The following is a 14,006-nucleotide window of genomic DNA, read 5'->3' as shown; positions in this document are numbered from 1 at the left end:
TCACGGGGCCAGCAAGGCGCAATACTAATGATTAATATTCTCATACGCAAAACTGTCGGATGAGATCAGGTTCGACGAAAACAATCAGGGCGAGCACGAAAAACAAAACGGGCCTGCAATGCAGGCCCGTTTTCTGTGGGAAGGTAAAAGTGAATCAGGCGTCAGGCGTTTTGCGCAGCCTGTTCGTTTTCAAGAAACTCTTCTTCCAGCAGCTTGTCGGCGTGAGGCCTGCGCTCGAAGGGCACCACGGCAGCGCGTGGTTTGCCGCGCAGTTTGCCGAACAGGTGTTCAAGGGCGTGTTCGAGTTTCTCTGCAGCTCCGTCGATCGCCAGTTCCAGGCTGGCGGCTTTATGGGTGACAGAAATCGGTTGGTGGCCTTTTGGCCGCGCTTCAAGTTGGCAGCGCAAATCATGGGGACCGGGCTTGTCGCCGTTCTCGTCCCGCAGGTGAACCTCGACTCGGGTCAGGTCCTCCTCATAACGTTCGAGCGTGCTCTCAATGGTGGTTCGTACCCACTCCTCCAGTCGTTTACTGCCTTGAATATGGTTATCGCTATTGACTTGGATTTGCATAGTTCATCCCTTATTTCAGCTAGCTCGCGAGAGGCCGGTCAGCTAAGCCCTTGGGCGTCATCACCGTGACCTCTTACTTACACAATCGGTCTGTACGATGAACAATTCAACCCCTAAAAAAAGATAAATATCTAATCGCAGAAAAAGCCGGACAACCGGCAAAAGCGCTGTTAAGGTCGGGAGTTGGGTCGCCCCGCTCTTACGTAATAATTGCTCACATCTGCCGCTCCCCCAGCGGGTGCAAGCTGCGAAAAATCCCCGCTTCCTCCACTAGCCAGTCATGCACCGCACGCACCCCCGGATGGCTCAGCGCCCCCGGCGCGTAGAGCACCATGTAGCGCTTGTGATTGGGCACCGCCAAACCGAACGGTACGATCAATGCGCCCCGCTCCAGCTCGTCATTGAGCAGCGTACGCCGTGCGATTGCCACGCCCATCCCGGCGATGGCCGCTTCGATGGTCAGGTGATTGCGATTGAAGGTATGCCCACGCCGCACGTCAGCACCTTCAAAGCCGATGGCATCGAGATAGAACTCCCATTCCGCGTATTCGTAGCTGCCGCGCCAGGCAGTGATGTCATGCAGCAACGGAAAATGCAGCAGGTCCGCCGGGCCATGCAACGGCGGACGACCGCGCAACAGGCCCGGGGCACACACCGGGAAAATCTGCTCATCGAGCAAGGCTGTGGATAACAGACCGGGGTAGCTGCCGTCATTCAGATCGATGGCCAGGTCGAAATCGCCTTCGTGCAACGGCACGCTGCTGTCTTCGGCCACCAGGCGCAACTGAATGTCCGGAAACCGTTGCTGCAGACGCGGCAGTCGCGGCGTGAGCCATTTGCTCAGGAAGGAAGGGATCGAACGCACCCGTAGGGTGCCGCTGATCATGCCCGCGTCCAAGCGGCGCAATTCCGCATCGATGCTGCCGTAAGCCTCGTTGACCGTAATGGCCAGTCGCTGGCCTTCGGCGCTCAGTTCCACGCCCCGTGCACGCCGGTGAAACAGGCGAAAACCCAGGCGCTCCTCCAGTTGCCGAATCTGTTGGCTAACCGCCCCCGGCGTGATGTGCAGTTCTTCGGCGCAACGGGTGAACGACAAGTGCCGTGCGGCACAGGAAAACACCTGCAGCCACACGTAAGTCTGGGCGTGCAATTGACGGCTCATCGTTTAGTCCTGCTAAAGGCTGTCTTAGGAAGTTTCGTTGGTCACGTAGGACCTAGAGAGGCAGTATCGCTGAAAGTGCGCTTGTCCTACAAAAATGGCAGCGATTCATCTTCCATTGCAGGAATAGGCTTTAGCATGGCTATCAGTGTTTTCGATCTCTTCAAAGTCGGCATCGGCCCGTCCAGCTCCCATACCGTCGGCCCCATGCGTGCTGCCGCGACCTTCGCCCAGGCGCTGGTGGACCAGGGTTCAGTGACTGACGTACGGCGAGTGGAAATCCGCCTCTACGGCTCCCTGTCGGCGACTGGTGTCGGTCACGCCACCGACCGTGCCTGCGTCATGGGGTTGATGGGCGAATGGCCGGACCGTATCGATCCCTCCACCATCGACAGCCGGATCCATACCTTGCGTGAAACCGGCGAGTTGTTGCTGGCAGGCCAAGTGAGCATTGCCTTCAACTGGTCGCGCGATCTCCTGCTGCTCGACGAGAGTTTGCCCTACCATCCCAATTCCATGTCCCTGACAGCCTTCGGCGAAACCGGCGAGCTGTTCGAACAGACCTACTACTCGGTCGGTGGTGGTTTCATCATCGAGGCGGCAGAAGCCGAGTCCGGGATTTCACCCACCCGCGACGTGGATTTGCCATACGATTTTTCCAGCGCCGCCGAACTGCTCAAGCTCTGCAACCAGCACGGTCTGCGGGTTAGCGAGTTGATGATGGCCAACGAACGGGCCTGGCGCAGTGACGAAGAAATACGCCAAGGTTTGCTGCATATCTGGTCGGTGATGCGCGAGTGCGTCGAGCAGGGACTTGAGCACGAAGGCATCCTCCCTGGCGGCCTGAATGTGCCGCGACGTGCGGCGAAATTGCACCGCAGTCTGTTGGAAATCGGCAAGCCGAACGTCATCACTTCGACCCTGTCGGCCATGGAATGGGTGAACCTGTTCGCCCTCGCCGTGAACGAAGAAAACGCCGCCGGCGGTCGCATGGTGACGGCGCCGACCAACGGCGCTGCAGGAATCATTCCGGCGGTGCTGCACTACTACATGAAGTTCAACCCCGACGCGTCGGATGATGACGTCGTGGCGTTCTTTTTGGGCGCGGCCGCCGTCGGCATCCTGTGCAAGAAAAACGCCTCGATCTCCGGCGCCGAAGTCGGCTGTCAGGGGGAAGTCGGCTCTGCCTGCGCCATGGCCGCCGCCGGTCTGGCAGAGGTGCTCGGTGCCACGCCGGAGCAATTGGAAAACGCCGCTGAGATCGGCCTTGAACACAACCTCGGCCTGACCTGCGACCCGGTCGGCGGGCTGGTGCAAGTGCCGTGCATCGAGCGCAACGCGATTGCTGCCGTAAAGGCGATCAACGCCACGCAAATGGCCCTGCGTGGCGACGGCAAACACTTCATTTCCCTCGATCGGGTGATCCGGACCATGCGCGATACCGGTGCCGACATGCACGACAAGTACAAAGAGACATCGCGGGGTGGTCTGGCGGTGAGCTGGGTGGAATGCTGACCGGTTTGGTGGCACGCAGGCGAAAAATTGCCCTGAAACGGGCAGGCCCCCTGTAGGAGCGGGCCTGCTCGCGAAAAACCTGAGAGCGCCGCGTGGCGCCAGATATCCCGCGTCATCGTTGACCTGCATCGCGAGCATGCTCGCTCCTACAGTTCGCGTTTCTTGTCTGACAATCTTTCCGGCATGTCCCTTGCTACACCCCTCTTGAAACAATGATGGCGATATTGACGAGAAATGGCCGGTGGTCTGGCGTTGCGAACCAACCCGATCACGGCCGGTCAACAACTGCACGTTCAATCAAGCGGTGACGCATCATGGACAACCCTTTTCAGCTCATTACCGATGCTTTTGCAGCGGACTATCAGATCAACCTGAGCATTCAGGGCCTGGACGGCAGCATCATGCTGACCCTGTCCAACAGTGGCCGCGTAGTAGCAAAACGCATGATCAGTGCCGAGCAACGCAACGATCCGCAACGCCTCAAACGCCTGGTGCAAAGCATCCAATTCGGCATTGCCATCGAACAGGGCCACAGCGCGGTGGCCATCCTCGAAGCCATGACCGGTGGCGGCACGCGCAGCCTGCCGCCACCCCCTGTGAAAGACCGGCCGCGCCCGGTCATCGGGCTTTAAAGCTCGCCCTTCTCCACTTCCGGATGTTCACCCGAACCCGCACCTGTCTTACGGTGCGGGTGCTCGATCTTTACCGAGGGAAATTGCGAGGAGGCGTAGCGCACCACCAGGATCGCAAACGCCAGTAGCAGAATCCCGCCGCACAGGTAGATGATCCCCAGGTCCGGTGGATTGTGATGGGACACGTTGGAAATCAGCAGCCGCGTGAGCGCCGTGATCGCCACGTAGATCAGGAAACGCACCGGCATGTGGTTGGTCTTGAAGTAAATCCCGACCATCGCACCCAGCTCCAGGTAGATGAACAGCAGCAGGATGTCATCGATCTTGATATGACCCTGCTCGAGCATCCCGAGAAACTCCATCACCGCTGCCCACGCGGTCACCGCACCAATGGCAAACAGCGCCAGGTAGTGGAAGGTTTCGACGAAGAGGTTGCCCAGTGACTCGGCCAGTTCATGCACGTTCTGCCGCAGCTTTTCGGCCCAGTTGATTTTCAAGATGATGCTTCCTTAGGTCGGCTCGACCGGATAATGCAGGTTGGACGTGACGTTTGTTCTGCATGCAGAAACAAGGCCACGACCATGATGGCGAGCCGCCGTAGATTCTGCTCCGTGGCGTTTGGTCGCAGCTACCTTTACCAAGCTACCAATACCCGAGGCCTGACAAATCCCGAAACCGGCCTACATTAAAAAGCCACTACCCAAACCCCAAGGATTCGCTTATCCTTTGCTGTATATAGATACAGTAGTCGAATCAGACTAACAAATGTGAAGGCATGTGAGGTGGTGAATGGCCGTCGAAGTGGTATACCGCAGCAGCCGAGATCTGGAGCGCTTGTTCATGGATAAAGCCGAAGCTGACCGTCATGACAAAATGCTCGAGCTGGCCGAGTTGCTGGCTGAAGTGTTGCAAAAAGCCGTTCCGTCCCTGACCGAACAGCAAGTGGACGAAGTCGGGATTTACATGGCGAAGAACCGCGATGTGTTCGCCAAGGCGTTCAAGAGCCAGCCGGACGCTTTGTCCGAACTGCTCACAGCGCCAGCAGAAGTCGCAGAGCCGGTTAAAGCACCTGCTGCTGTTGAAGCGCCTGCGGCTGTTGAAGAGAAAAGCGCAGAACCGGTTGCCCCGGCCAAGCCTGCCAAGGCTGCGAAAACAGCGAAGTCAACGTCGTAAAAATCAAAAGATCGCAGCCTTTGTAGGAGCTGCCGCAGGCTGCGATCTTTTGATCTTGCTATCGATACAACACTTTCTCCGCCAGCTCGTCCGCCACTCGGGCCGGGGAGCGTTTTTCCGCCTGGGCGTGGGCGAAGACTTCGGTGAGTCGCGAGCTGATTTTCGACAGGTGCGCGGTAATAGTCCCCAGCTCTTCGCCACGATGCTTGAGCGAGACATAGATCAATCCGCCGGCATTGATCACGTAATCGGGCGCATACAGGATGCCCCGCCGTTCCAGCTGATCAGCGACGTCCAGATGGGTCAGTTGGTTGTTCGCCGAGCCGGCCACCGCCGAGCAGCGTAGTTGCGTCACGCTGTGGCTGTTCAACACCCCGCCCAGACCGCACGGCGCAAGAATGTCGCAAGGCGTGCTGAGCAATGCGTCGTTGGCAATCGGGTGCGCGCCGAGTTGCTCCATCGCCAGTTGTACCTTGCCATGGTCGATGTCGCTGACCAGCAACTCGGCCCCGGCGGCGTGCAGCTGTTCTGCCAGGGCAAAACCGACGTTGCCCAGGCCCTGGATGGCGACGCGCAGGCCTTCGAGGTTATCGCTGCCCAACCGTGCCATCGCCGTGGCGCGTATACCGGTAAACACGCCCATCGCCGCGTGCGGCGCAGGGTCGCCCGCCGACGTGGTGCTGGTGACGTGTTGGGTCTGTTGGGCGATGCAATCCATGTCCGCCACCGAGGTTCCGCTGTCGATGGCGGTGATGTAGCGCCCGTCGAGCTGATTGATACAGCGCCCGAAGGCTTCAAACAGCGCAGCGCGATTGGCCACGTGAACGGGGCGAATGATCACCGCCACGCCGCCGCCCTGGGCCAGGCCGGCCAGTGCCGCCTTGTAACTCATGCCTTGGGCAAGGCGCACCGCATCCTCGACCGCGGATTCGTCGCTGGGATAGGCAAGGTAACGGCAACCGCCCAGAGCAGGCCCCAGACGGCTGTTATGAATGGCAATGACCGCCTTCAACCCGGTGGCCGGGTCTACGCTCAGATGTAGCGATTCAAGGCGAGTGCTTTGCATGAGAGCGAACATCGTAGGGCTCCCGAATCACTTCTTGTAGTCGCCAGTATAGGCTTGCGCCCAAAAATTGCAGAAGCGCACCGGAATAAACAATGGCGCGATGCATGATTTAGGAAATAACCGGAATTGGCCCCTGTGCGGTACTGGACGAATGGCAAAGACCGGTCTAAAACGAGGCATAGCCCGGAGATTTTGATGACGCCGCGCCAATCGTTTTTTGCCTGCCTGCAACGATCACCGCCTGCGCTGTTCGAGGCGGCGCTATGGATTGCCGTCGAACATGACAACCAGGTGAACACCGAGGCCGTATTGGCGCACTTCAAGGAACTGCAACTGCGGGTCAGTGGCGGCTTGCCGATGCTGCCGGTGAGCGAGTTGGCGCAACCGTTGCTCAGGCGCATGGTCGAGTTGGGGTTCGCTCAGGACGACTTCGCCCCCTTGCGACCGCAAGTGGCATTGCTCGATAAAGTCCTGGAACGTCGTCGCGGGCAACCGCTGGCTTTGGGGCTGATAGCTTTGGAACTGGCCAGGGGCCTGGAGATTCCTCTGGTCGGTGTCAACTTCCCGGGGCATTTCCTGCTGCGGGTGCCAGGCGCCGATCATCTGCTTGACCCCTGCGGTGGCCGGCGCCTGTATCCCAACGATTGCCGGGAACTGCTGCACCGCCAGTACGGCCCGAACATGCAGCTCAACGCTGAACACCTGGTCACCGCCGACCCCGCGCAAATGCTCCAACGCCTGTCACGCAATTTGCGCCAGCTGCATCTTTCCCACGACGATTACATAGGCGCGTTGATCGATGCCGAACGCGTGCTGGAACTGGGCAGCGCCAGTGCCTCCGACTATCTGGCCCGGGCCAGCCTCTATCAACGGCTGGACTGCCCGAATGCCGAGCGCTTCGACCTGGAACATGCACTGCTGCTCAGCGACGATCCGATCCAGCGGATTCGCCTGACCGAGCGACTGGGGCATTTGCCGCCTAATTCCATCGTTCATTGAACCATACAGCATCGCGTAATCGTTCTTCGCTTTGTAGGAGCGAGGCTTGCCCGCGAAGAACGATAACGCGGTGCAGCAGGTACACCGAAGCGTCTGGTTCGCCGGCAAGTCGGATCGCCGCACCGCTGGCTCCTACAGGTATTTGCGACGCTTTAAGGAGTGTCAGGCTGATTAGCCGGATGCGCCTTGATGAACGCCGGGTGGCTGGCCACCAGCGCCGCTACCCGGCGGATTCGCGGATAAGCCTCAAGGGAAATGTTGAAACGCTCGGCGGCGTACAGCTGCGGAATCAAATACACCTCCGCCAACCCAGGCTGCGAACCAAAGCAGTAACCTTCATCGCCAATCAACTGCTCCACGGTCGCCAGCCCCTGGTTGATCCAGTGCGCGATCCACTCAACAACCTGCGGTTCATCGTGGCCCAACTGGCGCAGCCGATTGAGTACGCTGACATTGTGCAGCGGATGCACATCGCAGCCGATCAGCGCTGCCAAGCCGCGTTCATGGGCGCGGGCAAAGAGATCTTTGGACAGCAGCGGCACCTGTGGATAACGTTCCTCCAGGTACTCGATGATCGCCGGTGACTGAATCAGCAGGTCGCCTTCATCGGTGCGCAACGCGGGCACGCGGCCTTGCGGATTGATGCCCAGGTACGATGGCTGGCGATGCTCGCCACCCGGTGGCGCGATCAGATTGATTGGCAGCGCCTGGTAATCCAGGCCCTTGAGCGCCAACGCGATGCGCACCCGATAGGACGATGTCGAGCGGTAGTAGGTATAAAGTTCCATGAACCGATCCCCTTAACGCGCCGCCAACACTTTGCCGCGGCATTCACCGAAGCCGATGGACGCAAACCCTTCGCGACTGCAACGGCCACGCAGGATGATTTCATCGCCGTCCTCGAGGAATTTGCGCACTTCGCCCGAGGCCAGTTCGATCGGCTTTTTACCGCCCTCGGTGATCTCCAGCAGGCTGCCGAACTGACCGTTTTCCGGCCCCGACAAGGTGCCCGATCCGAACAGGTCACCGGCCTGCAACTGACAGCCGTTGACACTGTGATGCGCAACCATTTGCGCCACGGTCCAATACATGTGTTTCGAGTTGCTCAGGGTCAGGCGATGGGCCGGCAGGTTCTGCTCGCGCATGGTTTCGGTGAGCAGCAGCACTTCCAGCTCGATGTCGAACGCGCCAGCGGCTTGATCGCGTTTCTCAAACAGATACGGCAGCGGCTGCGGATCGCCTTGCGGACGTGCCGGCTGGGCGCGGCGGAACGGTTCCAGCGCTTCGGCGGTCACGACCCACGGTGAAATGCTGGTGATGAAACTCTTCGACAGGAATGGCCCCAAAGGCTGGTATTCCCAAGCCTGGATGTCACGCGCCGACCAGTCATTGAGCAAGCAGAAACCGGCGATGTGGTCAGCTGCGTCACCAATGGCGATGGAGTCGCCCATATCGTTGCCCTGGCCGATCCAGATGCCCAGTTCCAGTTCGTAGTCCAGGCGTGCACACGGGCCGAACGTCGGCTCGGTCTGACCGGCCGGCAGCGTCTGGCCTTTCGGACGGCGCACGTCGGTGCCCGACGGGCGAATGGTCGAGGCGCGGCCGTGATAGCCGATCGGCACGTACTTGTAGTTAGGCAGCAACGGGTTGTCCGGGCGGAACAGTTTGCCGACGTTCTGTGCGTGCTCGATGCCGACGTAGAAGTCGGTGTAGTCGTTGATCTTCGCTGGCAGGTGCATCTGGCAATCCACAGCCAGTGGCAGCAGTTTTGCGCCCTGGGCTTCGATCTTGCCGTGCAGGGTGCTGCCATCCTTGAGCAATTCGATCAAACGTTCACGCAAGGCCACGCGAGCTTCGCGGCCCAGTTCGAAGAATGTATTCAACTGACCGCCGCGGGTGGCTTCGACTGCGACTTTTGCAGCGCCATCGAACAGGCCGGCATCGAGTGCCGCTTCCAGATCGAAGATATGTTCGCCGATGGCCACGCCACTGCGTGGCGCCGAACCCTTCACGCTGAACACGCCCAGCGGCAGGTTTTGCAGCGGGAAATCCGCATGATCGTTGGCCGAAGCAACCCAGCTGCGAGTAATGGAAGTTTGCGTCATGGGTTATCTCCGGGTCGGGTCGAAAGTGGCGGGCAAAGTCGCCCAGCAGGCATCGTAGTTGTTTTGCAGTTGCGGGCAATCAAGGGCGAACCGGCTCGGGCGCAGCACCTGGCTGGTCTCGAACATGAAGGCCATGGTGTTGTCGATTTTCGCAGGCGTAAGGTCGGCGTTGATCGCCTTGGTGCAGGTCTCGCCATCTGGCCCGTGAGCGCTCATGCAGCTGTGCAGCGACGCGCCGCCGGGCACAAAACCTTCGGCCTTGGCATCGTACTCGCCCTGGATCAGGCCCATGAATTCGTTCATCAGGTTGCGGTGGAACCACGGTGGACGGAAGGTTTTCTCGGCCACCATCCAGCGGGGTGGAAAGATCACGAAGTCGAGGTTGGCCAAGCCGTGGACGCTGGTCGGCGAGGTCAGCACCGTGAAGATCGACGGGTCCGGGTGATCGAAGCTGACCGTACCGATGGTGTTGAAACGGCGCAGGTCATATTTGTACGGCACGTTGTTACCGTGCCAGGCGACCACGTTCAACGGCGAATGGTTGAGCTCGCAACCCCACAACTGGCCGAGGAATTTCTGCACCACGGTCGTGGGTTGTTGAAGATTTTCGTAGGCAGCCACCGGAGTCAGGAAGTCCCGCGGATTGGCCAGGCCGTTGCTGCCAATCGGCCCCAGATCCGGCAGGCGCAATGGCGCACCGTGGTTCTCGGCAATGTAACCGCGCGCTTGCGAGTCGAGCAGTTCGATGCGGAATTTCAACCCGCGAGGCAATACCGCAATTTCCAGCGGCGTCACTTCCAGCACTCCAAGCTCCGTGGCGATGCGCAAGCGGCCCTGTTGCGGCACCAGCAGCATTTCGCCGTCGGCGTTGAAGAATACGCGCTCCATGGAGCGGTTGGCGCGGTACTGGTGGATGCTGATCCCCGCCGGTTTATCCGCGCCGGAGTTGGCAGCCATGCTCACCAGGCCGTCAATGAAATCGGTTGGCTCGGCGGGAATATCCAGCGCGTTCCAGCGCAGGCGATTGGGTGTCACTTCGCCCAATGGGCCGCCGTCCAATTGCCGGTCAAGTTTGACGAATGCCGGGTGATTGGCCGAAGGCTGAATCCGGTACATCCACGTCCGCCGCGCTTCGCTGCGGGCCATGGTGAACGCGGTGCCGGAGAACAGTTCGGTGTAGAGGCCATAAGGGGCTTTTTGCGGGGAGTTCTGGCCGACGGGCAATGCGCCGGGCAATGCCTCACTGCTGAATTCGTTGCCGAAGCCTGACTGATAGGCCAGTGCTGGCGTCGTTGAATCGGAGTTCATGGAGCCTCCTGAACAGAGAGTCGACAGTGGCCGGTCGCTCTGTTGGAGAGTTCGTGGCACGCCGGGGTTATTTTTATCGTAATTCAATTACGCTTAACGTAATTTGATTGGTATTGACCGTCAAGCTATAAAGACGCCCATTCGTCCCGGGATCACAACGCCTCCATGGAAAAGCCTGACAGCAACGGTAAACAGAAAGTCCGCTCGGCCGAGGTGGGTACCGACATCCTCAAGGCCCTGGCCGAGTTGTCGCCCTCGACTTCACTCTCGCGCCTGGCCGAGCACGTGCAGATGCCGGCGAGCAAGGTTCACCGCTATTTGCAGGCGCTGATTGCCAGTGGCTTTGCCGAACAGAATGCAGCGACCAACCATTATGGCCTGGGCCGCGAAGCCTTGCGCGTCGGGCTGGCGGCACTCAACAGTATGGACGTGCTGAAAGTCGCCGCCCTGCCGTTGGCCGAGTTGCGCGACGACTTGAACGAAACCTGCTTTGTGGCGGTGTGGGGCAATCAGGGCGCGACCGTGGTGCATATCGAACCGGCGGTGCGCGCGGTGACGGTGGTGACGCAGTTGGGGTCGGTGTTGCCGTTGCTCAGCTCCTCCACGGGCCTGGTGTTTGGCGCGTACCTGCCCAAGCGTGAAACCGTGGAGTTGCGTGAGCAGGAACTGCAATCCGGCAGCGCTCATCCCCTCAGCGATGATCAGGTCTATGAAACGCTATGTGGGCAGATCCGCGGCCGCGGCTTGCATCATGTGCATGGTTTGCTGATGCCGGGTGTCGATGCATTGTCGGCACCGGTGTTCAACGCCGTCGGGCACGTGGTGGCAGTGATCACCATTGTCGGCCCGGCATCGTTGTTTCATGCCGACGAAAACGGCCCGGCGGCGCAGCGTTTGCTGGCGGCGACACGGGCCGTGAGTTGGCGTATGGGGTATGAAGCGCCCAGCGTCATCGGCTAGCCGAATTACATCAAAATCGTTTGCTCGCTGGATTCAGGCTCGGCGAGCGACTGCTTCATCAGTTCGCTGACAATGGCCAGGTCCACCGTTTTGCCGGTGCACGCAGAGATGACGCCCATGCAGGTATTAACATTGCCGAGCTGTTTGGCAATGGCCTTCTGCACCACCGAAAAACCTAAGTTGCCGATGCGCATCGTGGCCAGTTCCATCATGCAATCGAGGTAACTTGAGAACAACTTCTCGTAGTCCCCTTCCCGGTACGCGCCCACCCCCTCAAACACCGCTTTCGTCATCACGACAGCGCTCAACGCGAGTCCGATGGGTGCAAAAGGGATGCTGACAATGGCGACCGCCGCGACTGCAGTGTCGTAGATCAGCTTGCCGACAATCTCCCCAAGGCTGGAGGTCTTGGCATCAACGTCGTCAATGATCTGACCGATACCCTCGGTGTAGCATCGGGAGAAATCGCAGACTCGACTATCGAGCTGCAAATGAGGGATGTCCTCGATGATACGGCGCTTCACTTTCTCGAGGTACGCACTGACGACTGTCTGCTCCGTGTACTTGACTCGCTTGCTGTAATAACTGCCAAGCCCCGCCGTTTTCACCGATTTGGCAAACCCGGCCAAGGGTCTGAACGATCTGCAATCCGGTGCATAGGGGGTATACAGCAGATCATCCGCGACGCCATTGCGCATGAGGCGGAAAATGTAAACGCCGTCGACCCGGCTATTTTGCAGATAAAACTTGTAGACACCCTGGCGTCGAGGGGACTCGGGATCTTCAGGGTTCCAGCCTGCGTCAACTTCTGCATTGCGCAACTGATTAATGAGCTGTTCGATCTGCTCGAATTGTTTGCGTTCAAGATGACCACTGAACAGCGCTTCCAATGCTGAACGATGCATTTCATGACGCCGTAGACCCACGTAGACGTCGCGTTTCAAGGCATGATCCGGGGCGTCCTGATCCAGATAATCGGCCTTTAACATGGCGATGTACTGCTCACCTGGGCGCAACGTTCTTGACCAGCCAGGCACATACTTGATCAGCAGGTCGGAAACGGGTGGATGACCGGGTGATAGACGAATGGACGGGTAAATGCCGGGGTTATGAGCCGGACCACTCGCTTCGGTAATGTGATATTCCTCGATGATCATCCGGGACAAGGTCATCTCTTTGGAATCATCAAGCCTCACCACAATCAGTTCAGGATCTATATCGACTGTTTCGCCGTGTTGCGCCAGGTCCTCCTCTGCGCGCTTCTTGATCAGCTTAGAGGCGAAATCCTCGTAACTGATCAGCGCTGCCTCGCGGCTTGCCAGTCGGGTCAAACCTTTGAGCTCGGTGTTCAGCCGGGCAAAACATTGTCGCTGGGTGGCGGTGGCCGAGCGATACCCGGCAGGAACAACCGCTTGTATTTCCCCCCGCAACCAATCGACATGCAACATGACTCCCTCGCGCAATACACCCTCTGCGCTGTTTGACCAAGGGCTACGCTGGATACCACACCACTCACTCGGCAGGTCTTGGAGAAGTGTCATGTAAGCGTCGAAGCTGGCGCGTTCACTGGCCAGGGACTGGCGGCTCAGGTAACTGCGCCCTTCGGGTTGAGCGGTCCATTCGGCCAGATGGAAATTCAACTGCCTGAAGCTCGCGAACTCATACCAGCTCCGGCCTCCGGGAGCCTGCGGAGCATAAAGTACACAAAGGCCCTCTTCACCCTGCGGCCCGCAATAAACAATCATCCCCTCGAAAGCGCCTTTCGCATCACCGAACGAGAGCGCTCCCATGGAACAACGCTCGTCACCCTGCGCGGCGATAGCGACCATCCGCAGGCTCTCGTCACTGATATGCCGCTGCAGCTTAGCGCTGAATGAACTCAGGCTTATACGACTACTCAACAGGTTCTGTTGCGCTTGGAGCACCGCTTCGTCCGCGTATTTCTTTTCGAATTTTTCCGCATAGAATTTGCGCATGCTTGCGTCGACCATCACCTCCAGAAGATCCTCCTCGGTCATGCCGGACGGCAGCGCCTGGCCTTCCAGCTTGATCTCCAACGAAACTGTTGTGGATCCGTAAAATTCGTTAAGCATGAATTCTGGAAGCGTCAAGCGATTGCTCTGCACAACCTTTTGCTTGCCGACGAAGAATGTGTGGTGAGCGCTGACGAAAACATGTTCCGGGTCAATAACTTCACCGCTGAGGACTCGAACAACTTCCCGCGCTTGAAATCTGGCGAACGCCTTGAGGGACTTTGCTTCTCCAAGCAGTGTATCCAGCGCCTGTTCACTATCTGTCAGGGATTGCTCGGCATCAAAGTAGTATTGGCGATCTTCCTCACTTGTACGTTGCAGCCAATCCGGCAGCTGTGATGTTTGCCTGGAGGGGCGTAAAACTTCTTCTTGAAGCCTGTATGTGGCCTCATTGGTTAATCCATTAATATTCATGCACTGTCCTTTTTGCATACATCATTATGCAGATCGTTACTGTGAACCCCCTCTATCTCAACTTGTTCAA

General features: G+C 58.8%; 12 protein-coding genes and 1 pseudogene. 5 read left to right on the top strand and 8 right to left on the bottom strand.

What is annotated here, in order from left to right:
* Positions 1-161 precede the first annotated feature (161 nt).
* Both ACA054_RS04510 and ACA054_RS04505 read right to left on the bottom strand, forming a co-directional pair.
* The gene (locus tag ACA054_RS04510; protein ID WP_497688357.1) at positions 162-572 is read right to left on the bottom strand and encodes an HPF/RaiA family ribosome-associated protein; all 411 of its coding nucleotides are present in this window, start codon (positions 570-572) and stop codon (positions 162-164) included.
* A gap of 214 nt (positions 573-786) precedes the next feature.
* Positions 787-1,734: a LysR substrate-binding domain-containing protein gene (locus ACA054_RS04505; RefSeq protein ID WP_497688356.1), complete on the bottom strand. Its 948-nt coding sequence runs from the start codon at positions 1,732-1,734 to the stop codon at positions 787-789.
* A gap of 135 nt (positions 1,735-1,869) precedes the next feature.
* Here ACA054_RS04505 and ACA054_RS04500 point away from each other — a divergent pair, with 135 nt between their 5' ends.
* Both ACA054_RS04500 and ACA054_RS04495 read left to right on the top strand, forming a co-directional pair.
* Positions 1,870-3,246, top strand: a complete 1,377-nt coding sequence (locus tag ACA054_RS04500; protein WP_497688355.1) for an L-serine ammonia-lyase — start codon at positions 1,870-1,872, stop codon at positions 3,244-3,246.
* Between the two features lie 314 nt (positions 3,247-3,560).
* The gene (locus ACA054_RS04495; protein ID WP_497688354.1) at positions 3,561-3,878 is read left to right on the top strand and encodes a DUF3509 domain-containing protein; all 318 of its coding nucleotides are present in this window, start codon (positions 3,561-3,563) and stop codon (positions 3,876-3,878) included.
* Here ACA054_RS04495 and ACA054_RS04490 read toward each other — a convergent pair.
* The gene (locus ACA054_RS04490) at positions 3,875-4,375 is read right to left on the bottom strand and encodes a phosphate-starvation-inducible protein PsiE (RefSeq protein WP_008054441.1); all 501 of its coding nucleotides are present in this window, start codon (positions 4,373-4,375) and stop codon (positions 3,875-3,877) included. The genes ACA054_RS04495 and ACA054_RS04490 overlap by 4 nt on opposite strands.
* A gap of 292 nt (positions 4,376-4,667) precedes the next feature.
* Here ACA054_RS04490 and ACA054_RS04485 point away from each other — a divergent pair.
* Positions 4,668-4,907 (top strand): annotated as a pseudogene (locus tag ACA054_RS04485) (YebG family protein); the annotation flags it as partial.
* A gap of 202 nt (positions 4,908-5,109) precedes the next feature.
* Here ACA054_RS04485 and ACA054_RS04480 read toward each other — a convergent pair.
* Positions 5,110-6,129 (bottom strand): Glu/Leu/Phe/Val dehydrogenase family protein, encoded by a 1,020-nt coding sequence (locus ACA054_RS04480; protein ID WP_008054432.1) that lies wholly within the window; start codon positions 6,127-6,129, stop codon positions 5,110-5,112.
* A 183-nt stretch (positions 6,130-6,312) separates the two neighbouring features.
* On the opposite strand from ACA054_RS04480, the gene ACA054_RS04475 reads away from it, so the two are divergent.
* Complete coding sequence (locus ACA054_RS04475) at positions 6,313-7,116, top strand: SirB1 family protein (RefSeq protein WP_497688353.1); 804 nt, start codon at positions 6,313-6,315, stop codon at positions 7,114-7,116.
* Positions 7,117-7,268: 152 nt separating this feature from the next.
* Here ACA054_RS04475 and maiA read toward each other — a convergent pair whose 3' ends face one another.
* The 3 genes from maiA to hmgA are packed head-to-tail and all read right to left on the bottom strand — an operon-like array spanning position 7,269 to position 10,529.
* On the bottom strand, positions 7,269-7,904 hold the full coding sequence (gene maiA, locus ACA054_RS04470; RefSeq protein ID WP_497688352.1) for a maleylacetoacetate isomerase: 636 nt from the start codon (positions 7,902-7,904) through the stop codon (positions 7,269-7,271).
* Between the two features lie 12 nt (positions 7,905-7,916).
* Positions 7,917-9,221, bottom strand: a complete 1,305-nt coding sequence (gene fahA / locus ACA054_RS04465) for a fumarylacetoacetase (RefSeq protein WP_497688351.1) — start codon at positions 9,219-9,221, stop codon at positions 7,917-7,919.
* A 3-nt stretch (positions 9,222-9,224) separates the two neighbouring features.
* On the bottom strand, positions 9,225-10,529 hold the full coding sequence (gene hmgA / locus ACA054_RS04460; RefSeq protein ID WP_497688350.1) for a homogentisate 1,2-dioxygenase: 1,305 nt from the start codon (positions 10,527-10,529) through the stop codon (positions 9,225-9,227).
* 165 nt (positions 10,530-10,694) lie between these two features.
* On the opposite strand from hmgA, the gene ACA054_RS04455 reads away from it, so the two are divergent.
* Positions 10,695-11,489: an IclR family transcriptional regulator gene (locus tag ACA054_RS04455; RefSeq protein WP_497688349.1), complete on the top strand. Its 795-nt coding sequence runs from the start codon at positions 10,695-10,697 to the stop codon at positions 11,487-11,489.
* A gap of 5 nt (positions 11,490-11,494) precedes the next feature.
* Here the strand turns inward: ACA054_RS04455 and ACA054_RS04450 are convergent, their stop codons facing one another.
* The gene (locus ACA054_RS04450) at positions 11,495-13,936 is read right to left on the bottom strand and encodes a dermonecrotic toxin domain-containing protein (protein ID WP_497688348.1); all 2,442 of its coding nucleotides are present in this window, start codon (positions 13,934-13,936) and stop codon (positions 11,495-11,497) included.
* Positions 13,937-14,006: the final 70 nt, after the last annotated feature.

The sequence above is a fragment of the Pseudomonas sp. LBUM1653 genome, from assembly GCF_059716115.1.
The sequence above is the reverse complement of the archived record's forward strand: the minus strand, read 5'-3'. Positions and strand labels throughout refer to the sequence as shown.

Bases quoted from the DNA above. Each gene is read 5' to 3' on its own strand.
- ACA054_RS04510 (WP_497688357.1), bottom strand. From the start codon at position 572: ATGCAAATCCAAGTCAATAGCGATAACCATATTCAAGGCAGTAAACGA.
- ACA054_RS04505 (WP_497688356.1), bottom strand. From the start codon at position 1,734: ATGAGCCGTCAATTGCACGCCCAGACTTACGTGTGGCTGCAGGTGTTT.
- ACA054_RS04500 (WP_497688355.1), top strand. From the start codon at position 1,870: ATGGCTATCAGTGTTTTCGATCTCTTCAAAGTCGGCATCGGCCCGTCC.
- ACA054_RS04495 (WP_497688354.1), top strand. From the start codon at position 3,561: ATGGACAACCCTTTTCAGCTCATTACCGATGCTTTTGCAGCGGACTAT.
- ACA054_RS04480 (WP_008054432.1), bottom strand. From the start codon at position 6,129: ATGTTCGCTCTCATGCAAAGCACTCGCCTTGAATCGCTACATCTGAGC.
- ACA054_RS04475 (WP_497688353.1), top strand. From the start codon at position 6,313: ATGACGCCGCGCCAATCGTTTTTTGCCTGCCTGCAACGATCACCGCCT.
- maiA (WP_497688352.1), bottom strand. From the start codon at position 7,904: ATGGAACTTTATACCTACTACCGCTCGACATCGTCCTATCGGGTGCGC.
- fahA (WP_497688351.1), bottom strand. From the start codon at position 9,221: ATGACGCAAACTTCCATTACTCGCAGCTGGGTTGCTTCGGCCAACGAT.
- hmgA (WP_497688350.1), bottom strand. From the start codon at position 10,529: ATGAACTCCGATTCAACGACGCCAGCACTGGCCTATCAGTCAGGCTTC.
- ACA054_RS04455 (WP_497688349.1), top strand. From the start codon at position 10,695: ATGGAAAAGCCTGACAGCAACGGTAAACAGAAAGTCCGCTCGGCCGAG.
- ACA054_RS04450 (WP_497688348.1), bottom strand. From the start codon at position 13,936: ATGAATATTAATGGATTAACCAATGAGGCCACATACAGGCTTCAAGAA.